A 22,709-nucleotide genomic window follows, 5' to 3' on the forward strand; every position below is an offset into this window, starting at 1 on the left:
TGCCCTTCGCTGTGTGGAGGTATTTAAATGAGATGTGATTATTCAGTACTGGTTGTCGGGGCTGCGGTTTTGATAGTGCCCGAATCAGAGGGTCTGACCACTTATGATGATGTGGTCAATACGGTGTTGTATGCACAGTTGGCAGCCAATAAAAAAACAGAACTAGAGCCAGGTGTGAGTTGGTATGACACCTATATGAAAGTTTTGGATGGTATCTGGACGTGGCCCGTTAAAGCGCGCGAAGACTTGAGTCTCCCTCCAGAGAGTGTTGAGTCGGCGGTTCAGTGGGCGGCCGCAGCGATGTCCAGAGTGGGGGCAGATGAAGGGCATGTGACTGCCGAAGTGTTGTCACGAATTGCCAACGAATCGGACATCGACCCGGCAGCCAACTTGTTGCGCAGCCATATGCAAAAAGTGTCCAAAGAGCAGTCCTCCGAGGTGCCGACACCTGCGATGGATATTCGTTTACTGGTCATCGTGGCGCCAACACCGACGTCGTTCAGCAGCGTATGTATCGAGCTCAAAACCAATCAATTGCTGAGTTCCAACCCTTTGGCGCACCTCTATTTTGGCGAAGATGTACAGGGCATCATTAGCCGCCGTTACGTCCGGGCGAAGCTGTCGGAAGCGGTATATGCACCAGTACGGGATCAAATTGCTCTGAAGATCAAAGACCGGATCGGAACCAATGTTGCAAAGCTGACCCTGCACGACGATGCCTGCAGCACCACGGAGCCAGGGGAGGTTCGGTCATGACGGATCTGATTGCACCACCGGCAGCGGTGGTCGGCGGCAGTATCGTGTCGTTCGCCAGCGGTCTGCCTGCGTCCCACCGCGAAGACGTCTACATGAGCACGGCTTTTGCGCAAAGAGCCACACGCGATGCCGTTAATGATGGATTATCGGGCGATTGGTTCGACTACTACTGCAACCAACTCCGATTTCTGGGATGGGATGTGCCCACACCTCAAACGTTTTCACCCGCGCCTGCCGCTCCGATGGGCAGCAAAGCGATACAACGTATCCGGGAATCCATCGGTGATAGATTCTCAATACCCATCAGCCGCGCCCTGACAGCGTTGGAGCGCAATTCGCTGGCGCTCGAAATGTTTGAGTCCACGACCCTGAAGGGAGACATTGCCTACTTTCAGATGATTCCTTGCGTAATGAACGGCGCGCACAAGGTGGATATGGCCGTCTATCACCGCAAGTTTTCGATGGTGGGAGGCATCTCTCGGTTCCTGTTCAGCAAAAATGATTCGCTTGAGCAAAAAAGCACCGAACAGATAACCACGATCACGTTCAACACGCTTCATTACGGCGCGTTTCGGGAGAAGGTGAAGAAGTCTGTAGTGTCCCAGTCCCTGAAATACTTGAGCGCTCTGGACATCTGACCGAGCGCCAGCCCGAGGGATTTCAGATGGTCGACACTGTGCGGTTCTGCTGATCCCGCTGGGCAACCCAATGCTCGATCAGGTCGCGCAACTGCGACAGCTCGACCGGTTTGGCCATGTGCCCGTCCATGCCGGCCTGGCGCGCACGCTCTTTATGCTCGGCCAGGATATGTGCGGTCAGCGCCACCACTGGCGTGCGGATCCGCTGGTTGCCGACTTCCCAGGCACGTAGCTGCTGGGTGGCAGAGAAACCATCGAGGATCGGCATTTCACAGTCCATCAGGACCAGGTCATAACGCCGGGCTTTCATTGCCTGCAAGGCTTCTTCGCCATTGCTGGCGGTGTCCGGTTGCAGGTTGAGCTTGCCGAGCATGCCGCGAATCACCTTGGTCGAGATGTTGTTGTCTTCGGCCACCAGGATGCGGAAATCACTCGGGACCTTGACCGGAAGCGTCGGGCCGGTGGGCAGATGCTGCGAGACGGCCGGGCCTTTGTTGCGCTGGTTCAGCTCGTCCGCCAGGGTGGTCTTGAGGGTGTAGCCGGCCACCGGTTTGGCGAGGATGCGTTTGATCCCCGAGTTGCGCGCGATGATCTTGCTCGGCGCGTTGCTGATGCCGGTGAGCATGATCAGCAGAATGTCGTGGTTCAGGCTCGGGTCTTCCTTGATCTTGGCCGCCAATTGCATGCCGGTCATGCCAGGCATGTTCTGGTCCAGCAGGACCACGTCGAAATAATCGCGCAGGTGAGCCTTGGTGCGCAGCAGCGCCAGAGCCTCTTTACCGGATGGCACGGCGCTGACGTTCAGGCCCCAGGCGCTGCATTGCTGCACCAGCACTTTGCGGCAGGTGTCGTTATCGTCCACCACCAGCACGCGCGCACCTTGCAGTGGTCCATCGAGGTCGGAGGTCGGGTGCTCGAGACGATCAGGGTCCAGCGGCAAGGTCAGCCACAAGGTGCTGCCCTGGTTGGCACCGCTCTTGATACCGAATTCCCCTTGCATCAAGCGGATCAGCTGACGGGCAATCACCAGCCCCAGGTTACCGCCCAGGCTGGTCGCCGAGAGGAAGTGTTTGCTGTGCAGTTCGGCGTGCATCAGGGCGTCGCGTTCTTCGGCCTCCATCGGCACGCCGCTGTCCTGCACGGCGATGCGCAGGCGCGGTTTGGCGCTGCGTTCGTCGAGGGCGACGACGATCAGGATCTCGCCCTCGTCGGTTTTCTTCAGGGCGTTTTCCAGCAGGCTCAGCAAGGTCTGGCGCAGGCGCGTCGGGTCACCGCTGATGACGCGCGGCACTTGCGGCTGGATAAAGCTGATCAACTCGACGTTCTGCTGTTCGGCCTTGGCGCGGAAGATGCTCAGGCAGTCTTCGATCAAGGCGTTGAGATCAAACTGCACGTCGTCCAGTTCGATCTGTCCGGATTCGAGCTTGGAGATGTCGAGAATCTCGTTGATCAGGGTCAGCAGTTCGTTGCCGGCACTGTGGATGGTCTGCACGTAGTCACGCTGCTTGACCGACAACGGTGTGCCCAGCAGCAGTTCGGTCATGCCCAGCACGCCGTTCATCGGGGTGCGGATTTCGTGGCTGATCTTCGCCAGGAACTCGGCCTTGGCGTTAATCTCGGCGTTGCTGGCCGCCAGGTCGCGGCTGACGCTGAAACGATCTTCGGTGATGCTGCGCTGACGTTCGCCCAGCGCAATGCTCATCAACAGGCCACTGATGCAGATGAACACCAACAGCGTGATGATCAGCCCTTGAGGGGCGACCAGGGTCAGCCCCAGCAGGGCGGGCAACATGATCAGCGTACCAATGTTGAACACCACCATCGCCGCCACGAACAAGCGCGCCGGGCGATACCCCTTTTGCCAGTGATAGGCACCGACGAACAACATGCTCAGGCCTGCCAGGGCGACCAGGGCGTAGGTAATAATGTTCAGCGGCAGTGTGTTGACGAACAACAGCAGCAAGCCGCAGACCACGATGAACAGAATGTCCCCCAGCAACAGCTTGTTCAGCGGGTGCGACCCGAGCGGGGCGAAGAAGCGATAGGCGAACATCAGGCCGCAGGGCGCCGTCAGCAGCAAGGCGAGATAAGCGCCGGGCGTCTGCACCGCGTGCCAGTTGGGTAGCCATGGTCCTGCCAGATTCAGCAGCAGCAACAGGCTGAGCATCAACAGGGCTTCGCATCCGGCCAGCCAGACGCTGCTGCGCGAGCGGGTATAGGCATAGCGGACGAGGTTGTGCAGGATCAGCATGCCGATGCAACCGAACAGCAGGCCGTAAATCAGCATCTGGTTCTGATTGGCTGCGGTCATGACCGCCGATTGCAGGGTGATGTACGGCCGCAACTGGTGTTCGGACACCAGTCGCAGGTAGACGTCCAGGGGTTTGTCGCTTTGCGGCAGCGGCAACATGAAATCGCTGCTGGGCAGGGGACGGTCAGTCTGGGGCTGGCCGGTGCCGGTGTTCAGTTGATCGATCAGCGTGTCGCCGTCGAGCACATACAGATTGAGGTGCGACAGGTCGGGGGCGAACACTCGCAGCAATTGCTCGTGCTTGCCGGGCGTGAGCCTGAAACGCAGCCACAACGCACCTTCGGGCTCGGCCGCGGAGAGGCGGTCGAGTTCGATGGGGCTGAATTGATTGGTGTAGCGAGCGGAACGGATGTCGCTCAGCTGCAGGTCGCCCTGTTCGTCAAGCAATACCGCCCAGCCACTGCCTTGCGCGGCCTGGGCCGGAAGCATGCAGAGCAAGGTCAGCAACGTGACGGTTAATCCTATGGCAATCCTGAGCCAGCGCACGGCGAAATCCCTTCGTAGGTTGATGCCAGATTATAACTATGCGCGGCGTCGGAACAGTCCGGCAAGGGCTTGAAGCTCAAGCCCTGCCGAACGGATCGCTTATTCCTGATTTTCGCCACGCTCGCGGGCAATGGCGCGGTAGCCAATGTCCTTGCGATAGAAACAGCCTTCCCAGTCAATCTTTGCCGCCAGTTTGTAAGCCTGCTGCTGGGCAGCATCAACGCTGGCGCCCATGGCGGTTGCACAAAGCACACGACCACCGGCCGTCACCACTTGACCGTCCTTGAGCGCAGTGCCGGCGTGGAAGACTTTACCTTCCAGTGTGGCGGCTGCATCCAGACCGTTGATGGCAACGCCTTTAGCGTAGTCGCCAGGATAGCCGCCCGCGGCCAGCACGATACCGACGCTCGGACGTGGATCCCATTGCGCTTCGACCTTGTCCAGGGCTTGCGCCAGGGCCGCTTCGACCAGCAACACCAGGCTCGACTGCAAACGCAGCATCACCGGTTGGGTCTCAGGGTCGCCGAAACGGCAGTTGAATTCGATGACTTTTGGGTTACCAGCTTTGTCGATCATCAAACCGGCGTACAGGAAGCCAGTGTAAACGTTGCCTTCCTCGGCCATGCCACGCACGGTCGGCCAGATCACCAGGTCCATGACCCGCTGATGGACCTCGGCGGTGACGACCGGGGCCGGGGAGTAAGCACCCATGCCGCCAGTGTTCGGACCGGTATCGCCGTCACCGACGCGTTTGTGGTCCTGGCTGGTGGCCATTGGCAGCACGTTCTTGCCGTCGACCATGACAATGAAGCTGGCTTCTTCCCCGTCCAGGAATTCTTCGATCACGACACGGGAACCGGCGTCGCCGAACGCATTGCCCGCGAGCATGTCGCGCACAGCGTCTTCGGCTTCGGTCAAGGTCATGGCAACGATCACGCCTTTACCGGCAGCCAGGCCATCGGCCTTGATCACGATCGGCGCGCCTTTTTCACGCAGATAAGCCAGGGCAGGCTCGATCTCGGTGAAGTTCTGATAGTCGGCAGTCGGGATCTTGTGGCGCGCCAGGAAATCCTTGGTGAAGGCTTTCGAACCTTCCAGCTGGGCAGCGCCGGCCGTCGGACCGAAGCAATCCAGGCCACGGGAGCGGAACAGATCGACAACACCGGCAACCAGCGGCACTTCCGGGCCGACGATGGTCAGGGAAACGTTTTTCTCGGCAAAGTCGGCCAGCTGTTCAAGGGCCAGCACGTCGATGGCGACGTTCTCACACTTGGCTTCAATGGCGGTGCCGGCGTTGCCCGGGGCAACAAACACTTTCTGCACACGCGGATCCTGAGCCACTTTCCAGGCCAGTGCGTGTTCACGGCCACCGCTGCCAATGATCAAAACATTCATTTCAAAAACCTCGGATGACGCTAATTCTGTGGAGCAGCCTCAGCTGCTTGGCTGCCAGTGCGCGGCATCTGCCATCACACCGAACCTGTAGGAGCGAGGCTTGCCCGCGAAGGCCTCACCTCGATGTTGCTGTTACACCGCGGCGTCCCCTTCGCGGGCAAGCCTCGCTCCTACAGAAGCAAAGAGCAAAAATCAGTGACGGAAGTGGCGCATGCCGGTGAAGACCATGGCGATGCCGGCTTCATCAGCGGCTGCAATCACTTCGTTGTCACGCATCGAGCCGCCTGGCTGGATCACCGCAGTGATACCGACCTTGGCCGCGTTGTCGATGCCGTCGCGGAACGGGAAGAACGCATCCGATGCCATGACCGCACCTTGTACCTGCAAACCAGCGTGTTCAGCCTTGATCGCCGCAATACGAGCGGAGTTCACGCGGCTCATCTGGCCCGCGCCGACACCGATGGTCTGGCGATTCTTGGCGTAGACAATGGCGTTGGACTTAACGTACTTGGCGACTTTCCAGGCGAAGATCAGGTCGTTGATTTCCTGTTCGGTCGGAGCACGCTTGGTCACGACTTTCAAGTCGTCGGCACCGATCATGCCGATGTCGCGGCTCTGCACCAGCAGACCACCGTTGACGCGTTTGTAGTCCCACGCAGCAGCGCGATCAGCCGACCACTCGCCGCAGGCCAGCAGGCGCACGTTGGCTTTTGCCGCCACGATGGCGCGGGCTTCTTCGCTGACGCTTGGCGCGATGATCACTTCGACGAACTGACGCTCGACGATAGCCTTGGCGGTTGCAGCATCCAGCTCGCGGTTGAACGCGATGATGCCGCCGAATGCCGACTCGGTGTCGGTGGCGTAAGCCAGTTCGTAGGCCTGACGGATACCGCCTTCGGCGTCCGGGCTGACGGCAACGCCGCACGGGTTGGCGTGCTTGACGATCACGCAAGCCGGTTTGACGAAGCTCTTCACGCATTCCAGCGCGGCGTCGGTGTCGGCCACGTTGTTGTACGACAGCTCTTTGCCTTGCAGTTGGGTCGCGGTGGCGATGCCGACTTCGGCTGGCTTGGCTTCCACGTAGAACGCCGCGCTCTGGTGCGGGTTCTCGCCGTAGCGCATTTCCTGCGCCTTGACGAACTGGCTGTTGAAGGTGCGCGGGAACTCGCTGCGACCTTCGGTGCTGAGGGTGTCAGCGGCCTGGTTCACGGAGCCCATGTAGTTGGCGATCATGCCGTCATAGGCCGCGGTGTGTTCGAAGGCCTTGAGCATCAGGTCGAAACGCTGGGCGTAGGTCAGGCCGCCGGCCTTCAGGCCTTCGAGGACGCTGGCGTAGTCGCTGGCATTCACCACGATGGCCACGTCTTTGTGGTTTTTCGCTGCCGAACGGACCATGGTCGGGCCGCCGATGTCGATGTTTTCGATGGCGGTCGGCAGGTCGCAGCCTGGCTTGTTGATGGTGGCTTCGAACGGGTACAGGTTGACCGCGACCAGGTCGATCGGCTTGATGCCGTGCTCGTTCATGATGGCGTCATCGATACCGCGACGACCAAGGATCCCGCCGTGGATTTTCGGGTGCAGGGTCTTGACCCGACCGTCCATCATCTCTGCGAAACCGGTGTAATCCGCGACTTCCACTGCGGCAACACCGTTGTCGCGCAGCAGCTTGAACGTTCCGCCGGTGGAGAGGATCTCGACGCCCAGGGCTTCAAGCTCTTTGGCGAATTCGAGGATCCCGGTCTTGTCGGAAACGCTGATCAAGGCGCGGCGGATCGGCAGGCGGGTAGTCTGGTCGGTCATTTCAATTTCCATCAAAAGCAAAGGAGTCAGCAAAAAAGGCGACCGGTTTTACGCGGGCGCCTTTCTGGTTTGATTGAATGCTTACAGCAAATCGTACTGCTTGAGTTTCTTGCGCAGCGTGCCTCGGTTCAGCCCGAGCAACTCGCTGGCCTTGGTCTGGTTGCCCTTGACGTAGTTCATCACGCACTCGAGCAGGGGAGCCTCGACTTCGGAGAGCACAAGGTTGTACACATCCGTGACGGCAGCGCCTTCAAGGTGGGCGAAATAATTGTGCAGCGCTTTCTCGACACTCCCGCGAAGGGTCTGACCTTCTTCGCTCGGCGTATTGAGGTGCTGTTTCAAATTCACATTGTCGCTCACGGGTGTTGTTCCACTCACTAAAGTCTCGGTCATCATCGTCATGCGGCCACCTCGTCTCCGTCCCCTGTCAGGCTCTTGTTACGTTCGGCGAAGAAGCCCTGAACGTTGGCGCATTGTGCTTCCGTATCTTCCAAACGATTGAAGTGGGCGCGAAACTCCCTGGCGCCCGGCAAGGTTGCGAGATACCAGCCCACATGCTTTCGAGCAATGCGTACGCCCATGACGTCTCCATAGAAGACATGCAGCGCAGCCAGATGCTCTAGCAGAATGCGTTCCACCTCGATCAGTTCCAGCGCCGGGAGTTTCTCGCCGGTACGCAGGAAATGATCGATCTCGCGAAAAATCCATGGCCGCCCCTGGGCAGCCCGGCCTACCAACAGGCCATCGGCACCGGTCGCGTCGAGCACGTACCGGGCCTTCTCGGGTGAATCGATATCGCCATTGGCGAAGACCGGGATCGACACCGCCTGCTTGATCGCGGCGATGGTGTCGTACTCGGCTTCACCGGTGTACAGATCGGCACGGGTGCGGCCATGCACCGCCAGCGCCGTAATGCCTGCCTGCTCGGCGATCTTCGCCACCGTCAGGCCGTTCTTGTTGTCGCGGTCCCAGCCGGTACGGATCTTCAAGGTGACCGGCACATCAACCGCAGCCACGACGGCTTGCAGGATCTCGGTCACCAATGCTTCATCCTTCAACAGTGCGGAACCGGCGGCCTTGTTGCAGACCTTCTTCGCCGGACAGCCCATGTTGATGTCAATAATCTGTGCGCCCAGTTCGACGTTGGCCCGGGCCGCATCCGCCAGCATCTGTGCATCACCCCCGGCGATCTGTACCGAGCGTGGCTCGGGATCACCTTCGTGGATCATGCGCATCCGCGATTTGCGGGTGTTCCACAAGCTCATGTCGCTGGTGACCATTTCCGAGACTACAAGCCCTGCGCCCAGTCGCTTGCACAGCTGACGAAAGGGCTGGTCGGTGACGCCCGCCATGGGGGCGAGAATCAAGCCGTTGTGCAATGTATATGGACCGATGCGTACCGCCGACATAGGACTTCCCTGTTGTGGGGCCGGATCATGAGAGTTCGAAAAAGGGTTGGCATGATACCCGCTCTCGATGACTGGATAAAGGCTGAATTGAACAAAATCTGAACAGTAATTCTGTTATCGCCAGCGGTTTGGTATGAGCGGTCGAAGTCAGAAATATGCCGTCAAAGCCGTAACACTGAACCGTTTCACTCGGGCGAATGGAAGCTCAGGCTGTAATTCACCGCTTTGGCGCCTGGATCGAGGATATCCAGTGCGATGTGGATCGGCGTTTGCGGTGGCATCTCCGCCATGCCTTCGAGATCGCCGTTGAGGTACTCGCCGGGCTTGAAGCGACGGCTGGCGATCAGGTGACCGTTAAGGTCGGCGAAGCGCAGTTCCAGCAGCGGGAAGGGCTGGGAGAAGGGTGCGCGGTTGTAGATGATCGCATCGACCACCAGGGCTCCGTTGAACTCCGGGTGGCTGCGGACCACGAGGTTGCTGCTTTTGATTTTCGCAATGTCTACTTTAGATGGCACCGTGCAACCGAGTTGCGGGCACAGTTGCTGGAACCATGGACGGTACTGGTCCTGACGCGCCAGTTCGTCAAAGTGGTAAGCGACGTATTGGCCGGCGAGCGCGGCGGCACCGAGCAGCACCAGCAGCAGCCAGAAAAGCCGTCGGCCCCAAGGGGAGCGACGTTTTTGCCAATCGAGTTGCAGCGGATCGTCAGTCAGGTCTTGCAAGGCGTCGGCACGTTCGGTCGACTCGCTGCGTTCGTGTCGCTTGCGCAAGGGGACAATCGGGGGCAAGTCGTCGTCGGGTGCATCGGTTGCCGACAGGCGATCATGGTGCAGGGGCATGTCGAGCGGATCATTCAGGCGCAATTGCGGCACCTGGGGCTCGTCGTCCAGATCAACCGGTTCCAGCGAGAACGAAGGTTCAGTGCGCGAGTGCTTGCCCGGATCAGTCTGTGTTTCCCGTTGGTCGGCTTCGACCGCCTGGGCGCGATCAGCCGCCGATTCGCTGAAGAGGCTGTCGGACCAAGGGGCTTCGTCATGATCGTTAGAGTCGCGTCGAGCGCTGAGGCTGTCTTCGCGTTGCCGGCCGAATTCCGTAGTCGGCTGGATTTCCCGTTGTTCGAGCCGGGCGAGTTCTTCGTCCAGGTCCAGGCTGTCCAGATCCAGTTCGGTGGCGGACCATTGCTTTTGGCTGATGGCGCGCTGGGCCGGCGGTTCGACAATGGCCGGGGCGACCGGTTTGACCGCGTCCTTGTCGGCCCGTTGCTCTAGCAGCTGCTTGGCGGCGTTGAACACCTGCAAGCACGAGCCGCAACGAACCACTCCGCGTGCCACGCTCAATTGAGCATGGCTGACGCGGAAACTGGTTTGGCAATGCGGGCACTGGGTGACGAAGCTGTCGGTCATGCGGCGATCCGGTTTATGCAGGCGCTCATTCTAGCGCCGACGGCCAGTGATGCGCACCCAGCCATCGCGATTGGCGATCGGGTCCAGATCGAAGTCTTGAGCGTAGGCTTTGGCGACTTCTTCACCTTGCTCGGCGAGGATGCCCGACAGCGCCAGACGACCACTGGGTTTGACCAGGCTGGACAATTGCGGCGCCAGGGAAACCAGCGGTCCGGCAAGAATGTTCGCCACCAGCACATCGGCCTGAACCTGCGGTAGATCTTCCGGCAGGTACAGCGGGAAGAGTGCTTCGGCAATGTTGTTGCGCCCGGCGTTGTCGCGAGACGCTTCAAGCGCCTGCACGTCGATGTCGGTGCCGACCGCTTCCTTGGCGCCCAGCAGCAGGGCGGCAATTGCCAGAATCCCCGAGCCGCAACCGAAGTCGAGGACGTTGCAGTCTTTGAGATCCTGACCGTCGAGCCATTCCAGGCACAGTGCGGTGGTCGGGTGGGTGCCGGTGCCGAACGCCAGGCCCGGGTCCAGCAGAATGTTCACGGCGTCGGGTTCAGGGGCGGCGTGCCAGCTTGGAACGATCCACAGGCGCTGACCGAAGCGCATTGGCTGGAAATCGTCCATCCAGCTCCGTTCCCAATCCTGGTCTTCGATGACTTCGCTGTGATGCTCGGGCAGCGGGCTGCCGGTCAGCAGCTCCAGATGGGCCAGCACGCTGGCGGCTTCGGTGCCACCTTCGAACAGGGCCAGCAGGTGCGTATGCGACCACAACGGCGTGGTGTTGAGTTCTGGCTCGAAGATTGGCTGGTCTTCGGCGTCCATGAAGGTCACCGACACGGCACCCACTTCAAGGAAAGCGTCTTCGTAGGTTTCGGCTTGTTCTGGGCTGATGGCGAGACGGACTTGCAGCCAAGGCATGGCGGGCACCTTTGAAAAATATTGATTGCAGCCTAGCGGGCTGCGAGAAGCGCGCAAGTTTACGCGAGCGCGGAGCAGAAGACGACAAGGCCGACATATGCGTGTTCTTCGTAGGAGCGAGGCTTGCCCGCGAAGAACGATGACATGGTAAGTCTGAAACACCGCGGCGTTTGGTTCGCGGGCAAGCCTCGCTCCTACAGAGGGAGATATGAAACCTCCAGAAACAACAAAGCCGCTCGAAAGCGGCTTTGTTAGATCGGATCACAGACTAGTGCTTGTCGCCAGCCAGCTTGTGTTCCAGGTAGTGGATGTTGATTCCACCTTTGCAGAAGCCTTCGTCGCGGACCAGATCGCGGTGCAGCGGGATGTTGGTCTTGATCCCGTCGACAACGATTTCGTCCAGCGCATTGCGCATGCGCGCCAACGCTTCGTCACGAGTTGCGCCGTAGGTGATCAGCTTGCCGATCAACGAATCGTAGTTCGGCGGAACGGCATAACCGCTGTACAGGTGCGAATCGACGCGAACGCCGTTGCCGCCTGGGGCGTGGAAATGCTTGACCGTGCCTGGGCTCGGCATGAAGGTTTTCGGGTCTTCGGCGTTGATCCGGCATTCCAGTGCATGACCGCGGATAACCACGTCTTCCTGGGTGTACGACAACTTGTTGCCAGCGGCGATGCTGAGCATCTCCTTGACGATGTCGATGCCGGTGACCATTTCCGAAACCGGGTGCTCAACCTGAACGCGGGTGTTCATTTCGATGAAATAGAACGCGCCGTTCTCGTACAGGAACTCGAAAGTACCCGCACCACGGTAGTTGATGTCGATGCACGCCTTGACGCAGCGGGCGAGGACTTCAGCGCGAGCCTTCTCGTCGATGCCCGGTGCCGGCGCTTCTTCGAGAACCTTCTGGTGACGACGTTGCAGCGAGCAATCGCGGTCGCCCAGATGGATGGCGTGGCCCTGGCCATCGGAAAGCACCTGGACTTCCACGTGACGTGGGTTGGTCAGGAATTTTTCCAGATAGACCATCGGGTTGCCGAACGCCGCGCCTGCTTCGGTGCGGGTCAGCTTTGCGAAGGAGATCAGGTCTTCTTCTTTATGCACAACGCGCATGCCACGACCACCACCGCCGCCAGCGGCTTTGATGATCACCGGGTAACCGACTTCGCGACCGATGCGCAGAGCGGTTTCTTCGTCTTCAGGCAGTGGGCCGTCGGAACCCGGAACGGTTGGAACGCCCGCAGCGATCATGGCGTGCTTGGCCGAAACCTTGTCGCCCATCAGGCGAATGGTGTCGGCTTTCGGACCAATGAACGCGAAGCCGGAGTTCTCGACCTGTTCAGCGAAATCAGCGTTTTCCGCAAGGAAACCGTAGCCTGGGTGAATGGCGGTAGCGCCGGTCACTTCGGCTGCAGCGATGATTGCCGGAATATGCAGGTAAGACTTTGCAGCCGAGGCCGGACCGATGCAGACGGATTCGTCTGCCAGGCCCAGGTGCATCAGCTCTTTGTCAGCCGTGGAATAAACGGCGACGGTCTTGATGCCCATCTCTTTGCAGGCGCGCAGGATTCGCAGGGCGATCTCACCGCGGTTGGCGATCAGAACTTTTTCCAACTTCGCAGTCATCAAAGTCTCTCCGCGGTTCAAACGATGGTGAACAGCGGTTGGTCGTACTCAACCGGCTGGCCGTCTTCGACGAGGATGGATTCGATCACACCGCTGGTTTCAGCTTCGATGTGGTTCATCATCTTCATGGCTTCGACGATGCACAGGGTGTCGCCTTTCTTCACGGTCTGGCCGACTTCAACGAAGGACGGCGAGCTTGGCGAAGACTTGCGATAGAAGGTGCCGACCATCGGCGAACGGGCAACGGTGCCGTTCAGAACTGGCGCGGCCGGAGCAGCAGGTGCTGCAGCGGCAACCGGAGCGGCAGCAACAGGCGCAGGTGCCGGAGCGTGCATTGGAGCCGGTGCGTAGTACTGCTGAGCCGGGGTCTTGCTATGACGGCTGATGCGTACGGACTCTTCGCCTTCCTTGATCTCGAGCTCGTCGATGCCGGACTCTTCCAGCAGTTCGATCAGTTTCTTAACTTTACGGATATCCATGAATCATCAACTCCCAAGGGTCGGTCAGGGGCGTTACGCTTGTTGTTCAAGCTGTTGCCGGTCTTTCAAGCTGCTCCAGGGCGGCCTCCAGGGCCAGTCGATAACCGCTGGCGCCAAGGCCGCAGATCACTCCCACCGCTACGTCGGAGAAGTAAGAGTGATGGCGGAAAGGTTCGCGTTTGTGCACGTTAGACAAATGCACTTCGATGAATGGGATGCTCACCGCCAGCAACGCGTCACGTAATGCGACGCTTGTGTGCGTAAAAGCTGCTGGATTGATCAGAATGAAGTCCACACCTTCACTGCGGGCAGCGTGGATGCGGTCAATCAATTCGTACTCGGCGTTGCTTTGCAGGTGCAGCAGATGGTGGCCGGCTTCACGGGCACGGCGTTCCAGGTCCTGGTTGATCTGCGCCAGTGTCGTAGCGCCATAGGTGCCCGGCTCGCGGGTGCCGAGCAAGTTCAAGTTGGGTCCGTGCAAAACCAATAGCGTCGCCATCTGCTGTTCCTTGTTATCTGTGTGCAGTTGTCAGAACCCGGCGACTATGCCGCAAAGCCTTTGTGACTGTCCAGTTCTATGCAATAGCCAGCACGATGGCCGATGTTTGCGCGAAATATGTGACCGGGTGATTAAATCCGGTCATTTGCTTTCGCAACACGTTCGGCGAAGTCTGGCGCGTTGATCTCGCCGATCACTCGCACATCGGCGCGTTCGACACCGTCCTTGCCGAAAAACATCAGGGCCGGAGGGCCGAACAATTTGTAGCGATCGAGCAGTGCGCGTTGCTCGGCATTACTGGCAGTGATGTCGAAGCGGATCAGGCGATAGCCTTTCAGGCGTTCGACGACCGTGGCGTCGTTGAGCACTTCGCGTTCGATGACTTTGCAGCTGATGCACCAGTCGGCGTACCAGTCGAGCAGCAGTGGGGTGCCTGAAGATTTGGCTTCGGCGAGGACGCGGTCCAGGTCCGCCGGGGTGCTGATGGTTTGCCAGGCGCTGGAGTTTTTCGGCTGTTCATTGCCGGCAACAATGCGCGGCTGACCAATCGGGTTGAGCGGGTCGGTCTGCCCGCTGAACGCCCCGAACCAACAGGCCAGCGCGTAAAACAGCAGAAACACCCCGAGCAGTTGGCCGAGGCGTTTTCGAGGAGGTTTGTAGACGAATTCCAGAGCGCCCATGAACAGGCCGACGCCACCGGCCAGCAAACCGATCAGCAGCAAGGTGATCTGGCCCGGCAATACGCGACTGACCAGCCCGATCGCCAATCCCAGCAACAACACGCCAATCGCATTTTTCACATAGACCAGCCACGGCCCGCTTTTCGGCAGCCAGGCCGCGCCACCAGTGGCCACGAGCAGCAGCGGTGCGCCCATGCCGAGGCCGAGCATGAACAGTTTCAATCCGCCCCCCAGCGCATCGCCGCTGGCGCTGATGTAAAGCAGCGCACCGGCCAGCGGCGCCGAAACGCAGGGCGACACCAGTAGGCTGGAAACCACGCCCAGCACCGCGGCGCCCCAGAGCGAACCGCCTTCGGTGCGGCCGGCGATCCGGTCCAGCCGACTGCTGATGGCCTGTGGCAACTTGAGTTCGAACACGCCGAACATCGCGAGGGCAAACAGCGCAAAAAACATCGCGAAGGGCACCAGCACCCACGCCGATTGCAGACGGGCCTGGAGGTTGAGTTGAGCGCCGAACATCCCCATCAACGCCCCCAGCAGGGCGAAGCAAACGGCCATTGGCAGCACGTAAGCGAGCGACAGATTGAAGCCGCGCAACCCGCCGACCTGACCGCGCAAAACCACGCCGGAGAGGATCGGCAGCATCGGCAGGACACAGGGGGTGAAGGTCAAACCCAGACCTGCGAGAAAGAACAAGGCGAGTTCGCGCCAGCTCCAGCGCTGTGCCGTGGCGGGTGTCGGTACGCCAATGCCATCGATGTTCAGGCGCTCGGTTTCGGGGGGATAACACAGGCCTTTGTCGGCGCAGCCCTGATAGGTCACGGCCAGCGTGAAGGCGCGCGGATCGGTGCGCGGCACTTCGACGTCGAGAATGCCGTGATAGACCTCGACGTCGCCAAAGTACTCATCGTGCTTCTGTTCGCCCTTGGGCAATTGCGCCGCGCCAAGGCCAACCTCGGTTGGATCGGCGCGAAACTGAAAGCGATGACGATAGAGGTAGTAACCCTCTGTCGCGACAAAACGCAGTTTGATCGATTGCGGCGTGCTGTCTACCAGGCTCAGCTGAAACGCCTCGCGCACCGGCAGGAAGTCGGCGCTGTTGTTGATCGAGCCCAGGGTGGAACTGGGCCGACTCTCCAGCAACCCGGCGGCGGTAGCCGGCAGGGCGAGCACTAAAAGCAGCAGGCAGAGCAAACGGCGCATGACAATCTCGCGTATCGGAATTGGGGGCATGATAGCGGACGTCGGGCGGGTGTGCAGGGCGGGGCGTTTTTGATCGTTCCCACGCTCCGCGTGGGAATGCAGCCCGGGACGCTCCGCGTCCCAAAAGCGGACGCAGAGCGTCCATTGAGGCATTCCCACGCAGAGCGTGGGAACGATCATCAGTAAGCCGTCAGACGCGGAAGGCCTGAACGGCTGTATGCAATCGCCCGCCCAACACCAGCAGATTTTCCCCCTGCTCGCGTCCCTCGCCGATGCGCAGCAAGTTATCCCCGCCCAATTGGTGAATCCGTTCGCTGTGATCGCGGATCTCACTGACAGCCCCACTCTGCTGCGCAGTGACATCGGCGATGCGCACGGCGGTGTCGGAAATGGTCTGGATCGCCCCGACGATTTTATCCAGTGCACCATCGGCCGCCTGCGCCTGATTGGCCGTGGCTTCGGCGTGCTCGACCTGGGCGCGCATGCCTTCCACCGATTGCCGCGCGGCGGTTTGCAGGCCTGCGATCAAGGTCTGGATTTCTGCCGTGGCCCCGGCCGTGCGTTGCGCCAGTGAGCGAACTTCTTCCGCCACCACCGCAAACCCTCGCCCCATTTCTCCAGCGCGGGCGGCTTCGATGGCGGCGTTCAGGGCCAGCAGGTTGGTCTGGTCGGCAATCGAGCGGATCACCGTCAACACGCCGCCGATGGTCGCTGATTCTTCAGCCAGGTGCTCGATCATCTGTGCATTGCCTTGCACTTCACCCACCAGCGCATGCAGGCCGGTGAGGCTCAGGCCGATGACTTTCTGGCCATGCTCAACCGCCAGTCCGGCATGGCGACTGGCGTCGGCGGCCTGGCTGGCATCGCCGGCGACTTGTTGAATCGTTGCTTCCAGTTCGCCGAGAGAATCACGAATCAGCGCGGTGTCGCCGGCCTGGTGTTCGGCGCCGCTGTGCAAGTCGTTGCTCAACTCGGCCAGGGTGCGACTGCTGCCGGCGACCTGCTCGGCATTCAGGCGAATGGTCCCCACCAGGTCCACCAGGTACGCACGCATGCGATTGAGCGACGCTTCAATGTCGTGCAGTTCGCGATTGGTTTTGCCCAATTGAATGTCCTGGCTGAAGTCGCCTTCGGCCCAGGTCGAAAGGGCGGGGGCGAGGTTGGTCAGCGTCCGGGCCAGTTTCCGTTGCAAGGTGTCGATCAACAAGGCGATCAGCAGAATCAGGCCGATCATCACGCCTTGCATCAAGCGCACTTCGCCCTGAATCTGCCCGTGCTGGGCGCGGACCACCGGCTCCAGTGCGGCGATGGCCTGCTGCACGTCGGCGATTTTCAGGTGCGTCGCCGTGCTGAGGTCGGTGCGCTTCTGGATCTGGTCGCGAGTGCGTGAAAGTTCTGCGGGGTAGCGCGTCAGCAGGCTGTTGAGTTCCCGTTTGAGGCCGACACCGGCATCTTCGGCGACGGCTTTTTCGGTATTCTCCAGGCCCATCATCGCCGCGAAATCATCCGTGCCGGATTCGCTGCTGGCCGCCACGCCGAGCAACGGCAAGGCGCCAATCAGCTCAGACTGCGCGCGGATGCTGGCGACTTCGCGCTCGACATCAGCGGCCAGTTCACTGCGACCGCTGCTGACCAGTTTGTCCCGGGCCAGCGACAGTTTGCCCAGGTGCTGGGACGCAGCGAGCAAGGGCGCAAGGTACGCCGCGTTGCCACTGGCGTACTGGCTGAGTTGGTCGAGACTTGCGCCCAGTTCGCGTTCGGCTTGCAGCAACAGCGCCTGAGGATCACCGGCGAGTTTGCCGGCGGCCAGCAGGTCGGTTTTGCTGAATTCATTCAGGTTCGACAGGCTCGGACGCAACGTGTCGGCTAGGGCCGGCGGCAGTTCACCGAGTTCCTTTTGCAGGCCGTCAATGGCCTGGTTGGCGCTGCTCAGGCGCAGGGCATCGCCGCTGGCGAGGTAGTCGTCGACGTTTCGCTCCACTTCATTTTGAAATTGCTGGGACAAACTCAGGTAACGCTCCATCAGCAGATAAGGGCGTTCGAGGGCTTTTTGCGACCACCAGAGCGTCGCGCCAAGGGCCACGCACACGGCGACTAAAAGGAGGGTGTTGAGATTGGTCAGCAGCTTCAGGCGCATCGCGGGTCTACCAACGGCAGAATGGTAAGCGCCTGAAGTTATTGCGTTTCTGTTACAGAGTTATGACCGAATGGGTCCATTCCGATGAAAAAGTGGCACTTTGCTTTGACGTCCGCGCAGCTTGCACGCGATTACGTCCGCCATCCTTGGCGCGGTACAGCGCTTCGTCTGCCTGGCTGGCCATCATCAGGCTGTCGGAGTGTTCGCACAGCTCCACCACACCCGCGCTGAACGTACACCACAGATCCTGGGGCTGGGCCGGGTAGTGGATTTCGGCAAATCGCTGACGGATTTCATCGAGTACTTTGTGGGCCGATTCGAGATCGGTGTCCGGCATGACGATGGCGAATTCTTCACCGCCGTAGCGGCCGATGAAGTCGGTCTTGCGCAACCGCTGCTTGAGGAACAGCGCCAGGCTCTTGATGACCCGGTCACCCATGGGGTGGCCGTGGCTGTCGTTGACCCGTTTGAAGTGGTCGATGTCGAGCATCGCAAAACTCAGCGGCTTGCTCTCGCGGCGGGCGCGGAAGCTGCAGTCTTCGAGCAATTGCAGGATGTGGGTGTGGTTGTACAAGCCGGTCAGGCTGTCGCGGACCATCCGCGCTTTCAGATTGCGCGCCCGCGCCGCGCGGTTGCGCACGGTGGTGATCAGGTGTCGCGGCTTGATCGGTTTGGTCAGGAAGTCGTCACCACCTTCGCTCATGGCGTCGAGTTGCTTGTCCAGATCGTCTTCGGCCGACAGGTAAATGATCGGCACGCTGACGTAACGGTCGTTGTGACGGATCACTTTGGCCAGTTCCGTGCCGGTGCAGGTCGGCATGTACATGTCGAGGATGATCAGGTCTGGCTGGAAGTCCGCCAGTTCAGCCATGGCCTGAATCGGGTCGATCAAGGTTCGCGTGACGATCCCGGCGCTGTTGAGCAGGCGCTCGGTGTGCAAGGCCTGGGCGCGGGAGTCGTCGATGATCAACACTCTATAAGGTTCGTACTGGGCGACACAGGTCAGGACTTCGATCTTCTCCAGCAGGCTCGAGGCTTCGAGGGTGCCGGTGAGGAATTCCTGGCCACCGGCCCGCACGGCGGCGAGGCGGGTCGGGGTGTCGGTTTCAAGCAAGCTGAAAAATAAAAGCGGCAGCCGATGGTCGAGACCTTCCTGGGCCTCGGCGGCCAGTTTCAGGCCGATGCCGGGGCCACTGAAGTCCACGTCCATGACGATCGCGGCAGGAAGGCGCTCGACCATCGAGGAGCGAAACGCAGCAACGCTGTCCAGGGACTGGGCGCTGAGCCCGAAAAATTCCAGCTGCTTGGCCAGGCGTTCGGCGCGGTCATGATCCTGCAGCATCACGTAGATGGGCTTGCGCAGCGGCGGCAGAAAGGTTTGATCGAGCTGATCGCCGTGGCGCAGACCGGTTCGCGACAGGCGCTGCATCAAGCGATTGAGGTCGGTGATCAGTCCGCTGCTCAGGCGTCCGCGATTGGCGTCGACAGCCTCCAGCGACTGGCCGATGTAGCGCGCCAGTTGAGTGTGTTCCGGTTGTTCGAAACGCTCGGCAAACCGCAGCAGGCGCAGGTTGGCCTCGCTCAGTTCCGACAAATCGATGGTGGACCATTCGCTGCGTTGCAGGCGCTGCCATATCTCAAGAATTTGACGTGCCTGATGAATTACCCGCTGGGCAAAGTGGTGCTTGAGGCGCTCACGGCTGGGGTCTTCTGGCTCGGTCATATCCTGACTACTAGTTAGGGTGCATGCTGAGATCGACTGGTGGCTCTATGCTAGCACCTCTTTTTCGATCGCATGAGTGTCGCACGTCAATAAACTGCAAAGCGACGTTATTCAGTTTATGACCGATGAGTCTCGGTCGGGGCATCACTGACCGATAGAGCCTGATGAATCGCGCGTTTCAGGACGTCTCCTGATCATTTCAAGGCAACTTCCCAGGGCTCGGCAAGCTTCGTCTGTCAGGTATTTCTGATTTTCCGCACAGATGATCCGATCGGGATTTGTGGCTGATAGGGTTCAGGGATTCCCTTGAAAGCCGTCCGCAAACCATGACCCAGTGTTTCAAAGAACACCCCTGCGATGAGCAGCGCCTGAACCACAACAGCACGCCGGTTGCTGAGTGTGAATGTAAGGAGGTGCGGCTTTATGGCAGCGAGACGCTTGTTACCGATGTACCGATTCTGACTTGCGCAGGCCTATGGCGCATCTACCAGCGCGAGGCCGAAGACATCATCGCTCCTGATGGGTTTTTGATCGTTGATCCAGTGGAGCGGAATCGCGCGATCAACGCTGCGTATGCCCGACTGTGGTTACACGACTCGCGGTTTCAGTGGGCTGGGCTGGCTGCGTTTGCCTCTAAGCAGGTCGGCTGCGGACTTTTGCGTGCGGCGCACAGTGAGGAGCGAATCCGTGATGAGCGGGAAACCAGGCAGCGATTGCGAGATAGCCGCCGAGAGTTCGGATTGTTGAGGCCCGACCGAATGGCGGAACAGGCAGACGCCTTGCGTGACTATAAAGAAGCAGACGCGCGCAATCCTGTTCCCTTTGTTGACCTGCATTTAACGGGGGAGGACTTGTCTCTGGTGCAGCAGCAATTTCGATATGTGCACGAGATGATGGCATTGGGTAACACCACGCTGTTTCTGGATATTTTTCCTCTACATGCGTTTTACGCGAAGCGAGGCCTCAAGGAATTGAAAACGTGCCTGAAAGCGCGGGTTGGGATTTTTGGGCATCCGGAATTTCCGGTGATTTGGCCGGTAGGGCAGGAAAAGCTCCAGTTCGGGTTGCAACACGACGAAATCTTGAAAGCTTTCGACGCGATTGAAATAGGCGATGTAGCATTGAGCGTGGAGCATTTGGCAGAGCATGAACAGCGAAATATCCTGCAGCCGACTATTTATGAGGACTCGCATCTCGCCGCTTTGCTGCAGGGCAATCATGCGTCTTTTGTTACGGGTTTCCCTTCAGGCGTAGCCCAAGCAATCGAGCTGACACTTACCAGTCAATGTCAGCGACTTGATGATGGGCGCACTGTTGGTTTTGGCAACAATCCTCTGGCCAACCTCTCCGATGTTGAACAGCGCATGGTATTTGTACTCAGGGCTGCCGAACGTTTCGATGATCTGTTGCGCGACGATAACCGTTCTGCTCTAGAGCAGTCGATCCGGGAAATTGCAGCCGGTGGTGCACCTCCATGAATTTCCGACGATGGATCGATGGTTGGCGCTTCATACTGCTGATGGTGCTGGCGGTGACGTTGCTGCGCTGGTGTATTGACTCTACGCTGGACGACTTCGAAATCTCCCTGATTATCAATGAGCCTTGGGAGGATATGCTTCAGCGTTCAAACGCTGCAATCGGCCCCATACCCTCGGGAAAGGTATGGTCCAACAAATCCAGATCCGGTGTATGCCTGCGTTTCAATGACCCTGATTATGGTTTTGTCACGCCACTGGCCCGCTATTTCACAATCTCGTCCAAGAACGGACGGGTTGGAACGGTGCGTTTATCCCCACAAATCGAGCCACTACCGCTTGATGACGCTCTTAAAGTCGTACTGGGCTTGCATGATCAATGGCGCAAAAAAGGCTGGGTTGCGGCGAAAGTTCTTGATGACCCTGTGATAGCCGATACGCCTGAATGGCGGGCTTGGCTTCGGGACGGGACAGGGTACGCAATGTCTTTCTGGTTGGCTGGTGACAGGTATCAGCTAATGCTGGACCTTGAGCCGTTCAATCGTTCTCGTCATCGAACTGACCAGCGCTATTTAATCTTCGTCACTCTTGCTGAACCCTGGTTACCCTTCGAATACGCCGAGCATGCGCGGATTCAAGACCATTCGATCACTCCCGTATTCCCATCCAAATCTGACGGAGCCCCACCATGCCAACCCCCGCCTTCATGACACTCCATGGTGAGAGACAAGGCTTGATCAGCGCCGGCGCCTTCACCGAGGCGTCGGTTGGCAACGTCTACCAACTGGGCCGCGAAGACCAGATCATGATTCAAGCCCTGAGCCATGGCATTTTCGTGCCCAAAGGGTCGGGGGCGGGGCGCCGGATGCACAAGCCCTTGGTCATTACCAAGGCAATCGACAAGTCGTCGCCGCTGATCAACATCGCCTTGTGTTCCGGGGAACTGCTCAGCAAGTGCCGCGTCGAGTGGTATCGCACCTCGGCTCAGGGAATCCAGGAACATTTTTACACGATGGAGCTGGAAGACGCGGTGATCGTCGGCGCTGAAGTGCTCATGCCTCATTGCCAGGATCCCGGCACTGCTCACCTGACTCAGCTGGAAAAGGTACACTTCAGTTACCGGCGGATCTATTGGCGGCATGAGATCAGCCGGACCATGGGCTCCGACGAATGGCGCGCCGAGGAGCAGGTATGAGGCTGGTCAATGAATTTCATCTGTCCGCGTGGGAGCGCCAACATGCCTATTCCAGTGAGCAAGCGCTGGATCACGTGCGCCAGGCGTTGCTTGATCGGCAACCCATCGAAGGTCTTGACGAGTTGCGTGCGGGCCTGTTGATCGATATCGACAGCGAGGTGCTTGAACCGCTTGAGCGTGGATCGTGGCGGTTGATCCGGGCTGAGGCCGACTACGGCGACTGGCCAATACCGGTCCGGATCATCGATCAGAAGATCATTGATTTGATGAAAAATCCGCCAGCCCAGACCTCACGATCGCCAAGGATTTTCCGCCTCGTTGACAGCATAACGGCCGAGCCGCTGGCGCAGCAGCGTTACGTCGCAACCGTGGACGGGCAGGCTGCCCAGAGAAGAACCGACGGCGAAGGCATCGCCCATCTTTTTGCGCAGGCCGAGGTGCGGCAGATTTCAATGGAGGTCATAGGCGTATAGCGCATGGATGGACGCTTGAGTTTATCGGCAACGATTGCCGCAGGTTCGGCCGTAATTTTTTTGGATTAACCCAACGGCAGGTGCCGGCCAAAGGCACGTTGTTGTATGGTT

The 22,709-nt window shown here is 59.6% G+C and carries 19 protein-coding genes; 6 read left to right on the forward strand and 13 right to left on the reverse strand.

The window, feature by feature from the left end:
* Nucleotides 1-27 precede the first annotated feature (27 nt).
* Entirely contained in the window at nt 28-756 is a 729-nt protein-coding gene (locus EYC95_RS02155; RefSeq protein ID WP_131058891.1) for a hypothetical protein, read from the forward strand.
* Complete coding sequence (locus EYC95_RS02160) at nt 753-1,394, forward strand: hypothetical protein (protein ID WP_131058892.1); 642 nt, start codon at nt 753-755, stop codon at nt 1,392-1,394. The genes EYC95_RS02155 and EYC95_RS02160 overlap by 4 nt, the downstream gene beginning before the upstream one ends.
* Before the next feature lie 22 nt (nt 1,395-1,416).
* Here EYC95_RS02160 and EYC95_RS02165 read toward each other — a convergent pair whose 3' ends face one another.
* The 13 genes from EYC95_RS02165 to gcbA form a co-directional block, all read right to left on the reverse strand.
* Complete coding sequence (locus EYC95_RS02165; protein WP_131058893.1) at nt 1,417-4,191, reverse strand: hybrid sensor histidine kinase/response regulator; 2,775 nt, start codon at nt 4,189-4,191, stop codon at nt 1,417-1,419.
* A gap of 99 nt (nt 4,192-4,290) precedes the next feature.
* Nucleotides 4,291-5,586: a phosphoribosylamine--glycine ligase gene (purD, locus tag EYC95_RS02170; protein ID WP_131058894.1), complete on the reverse strand. Its 1,296-nt coding sequence runs from the start codon at nt 5,584-5,586 to the stop codon at nt 4,291-4,293.
* 192 nt (nt 5,587-5,778) lie between these two features.
* On the reverse strand, nt 5,779-7,386 hold the full coding sequence (gene purH / locus EYC95_RS02175; protein WP_131058895.1) for a bifunctional phosphoribosylaminoimidazolecarboxamide formyltransferase/IMP cyclohydrolase: 1,608 nt from the start codon (nt 7,384-7,386) through the stop codon (nt 5,779-5,781).
* A gap of 81 nt (nt 7,387-7,467) precedes the next feature.
* Complete coding sequence (gene fis, locus EYC95_RS02180) at nt 7,468-7,788, reverse strand: DNA-binding transcriptional regulator Fis (protein WP_007907419.1); 321 nt, start codon at nt 7,786-7,788, stop codon at nt 7,468-7,470.
* On the reverse strand, nt 7,785-8,795 hold the full coding sequence (dusB, locus tag EYC95_RS02185; protein ID WP_131058896.1) for a tRNA dihydrouridine synthase DusB: 1,011 nt from the start codon (nt 8,793-8,795) through the stop codon (nt 7,785-7,787). The genes fis and dusB overlap by 4 nt, the downstream gene beginning before the upstream one ends.
* A 185-nt stretch (nt 8,796-8,980) precedes the next feature.
* Complete coding sequence (locus EYC95_RS02190) at nt 8,981-10,198, reverse strand: DUF3426 domain-containing protein (RefSeq protein WP_131058897.1); 1,218 nt, start codon at nt 10,196-10,198, stop codon at nt 8,981-8,983.
* A 30-nt stretch (nt 10,199-10,228) separates the two neighbouring features.
* Nucleotides 10,229-11,107 carry a 50S ribosomal protein L11 methyltransferase gene (prmA, locus tag EYC95_RS02195; protein WP_131058898.1) on the reverse strand — a complete coding sequence of 293 codons (879 nt, stop codon included), beginning with the start codon at nt 11,105-11,107 and terminating at the stop codon, nt 10,229-10,231.
* A gap of 268 nt (nt 11,108-11,375) precedes the next feature.
* Nucleotides 11,376-12,734 (reverse strand): acetyl-CoA carboxylase biotin carboxylase subunit, encoded by a 1,359-nt coding sequence (gene accC, locus EYC95_RS02200; protein ID WP_131058899.1) that lies wholly within the window; start codon nt 12,732-12,734, stop codon nt 11,376-11,378.
* A gap of 17 nt (nt 12,735-12,751) precedes the next feature.
* Nucleotides 12,752-13,213, reverse strand: a complete 462-nt coding sequence (gene accB, locus EYC95_RS02205; RefSeq protein ID WP_054044024.1) for an acetyl-CoA carboxylase biotin carboxyl carrier protein — start codon at nt 13,211-13,213, stop codon at nt 12,752-12,754.
* A gap of 46 nt (nt 13,214-13,259) precedes the next feature.
* Nucleotides 13,260-13,712 (reverse strand): type II 3-dehydroquinate dehydratase, encoded by a 453-nt coding sequence (gene aroQ / locus EYC95_RS02210; RefSeq protein WP_020797556.1) that lies wholly within the window; start codon nt 13,710-13,712, stop codon nt 13,260-13,262.
* A 131-nt stretch (nt 13,713-13,843) separates the two neighbouring features.
* Complete coding sequence (locus EYC95_RS02215) at nt 13,844-15,595, reverse strand: protein-disulfide reductase DsbD (RefSeq protein WP_131058900.1); 1,752 nt, start codon at nt 15,593-15,595, stop codon at nt 13,844-13,846.
* 190 nt (nt 15,596-15,785) lie between these two features.
* Nucleotides 15,786-17,732 (reverse strand): methyl-accepting chemotaxis protein, encoded by a 1,947-nt coding sequence (locus EYC95_RS02220; protein ID WP_131058901.1) that lies wholly within the window; start codon nt 17,730-17,732, stop codon nt 15,786-15,788.
* A gap of 52 nt (nt 17,733-17,784) precedes the next feature.
* Complete coding sequence (gene gcbA / locus EYC95_RS02225) at nt 17,785-19,455, reverse strand: diguanylate cyclase GcbA (RefSeq protein WP_131058902.1); 1,671 nt, start codon at nt 19,453-19,455, stop codon at nt 17,785-17,787.
* A 326-nt stretch (nt 19,456-19,781) separates the two neighbouring features.
* Here gcbA and EYC95_RS02230 point away from each other — a divergent pair, with 326 nt between their 5' ends.
* From EYC95_RS02230 to EYC95_RS02245, 4 genes are read left to right on the forward strand one after another with little or no spacing between them, the layout of a single operon-like run.
* Complete coding sequence (locus EYC95_RS02230; RefSeq protein ID WP_131058903.1) at nt 19,782-20,933, forward strand: DUF2515 family protein; 1,152 nt, start codon at nt 19,782-19,784, stop codon at nt 20,931-20,933.
* Nucleotides 20,930-21,640: a hypothetical protein gene (locus EYC95_RS02235; RefSeq protein ID WP_131058904.1), complete on the forward strand. Its 711-nt coding sequence runs from the start codon at nt 20,930-20,932 to the stop codon at nt 21,638-21,640. Before EYC95_RS02230 ends, EYC95_RS02235 begins: the two co-directional genes overlap by 4 nt.
* The gene (locus EYC95_RS02240; RefSeq protein ID WP_131058905.1) at nt 21,619-22,125 is read left to right on the forward strand and encodes an Hcp family type VI secretion system effector; all 507 of its coding nucleotides are present in this window, start codon (nt 21,619-21,621) and stop codon (nt 22,123-22,125) included. Before EYC95_RS02235 ends, EYC95_RS02240 begins: the two co-directional genes overlap by 22 nt.
* Nucleotides 22,122-22,598 carry a hypothetical protein gene (locus EYC95_RS02245; protein ID WP_131058906.1) on the forward strand — a complete coding sequence of 159 codons (477 nt, stop codon included), beginning with the start codon at nt 22,122-22,124 and terminating at the stop codon, nt 22,596-22,598. The genes EYC95_RS02240 and EYC95_RS02245 overlap by 4 nt, the downstream gene beginning before the upstream one ends.
* Nucleotides 22,599-22,709: the final 111 nt, after the last annotated feature.

The organism is Pseudomonas sp. BGI-2 (assembly GCF_004310295.1).
GTDB lineage: Bacteria > Pseudomonadota > Gammaproteobacteria > Pseudomonadales > Pseudomonadaceae > Aquipseudomonas.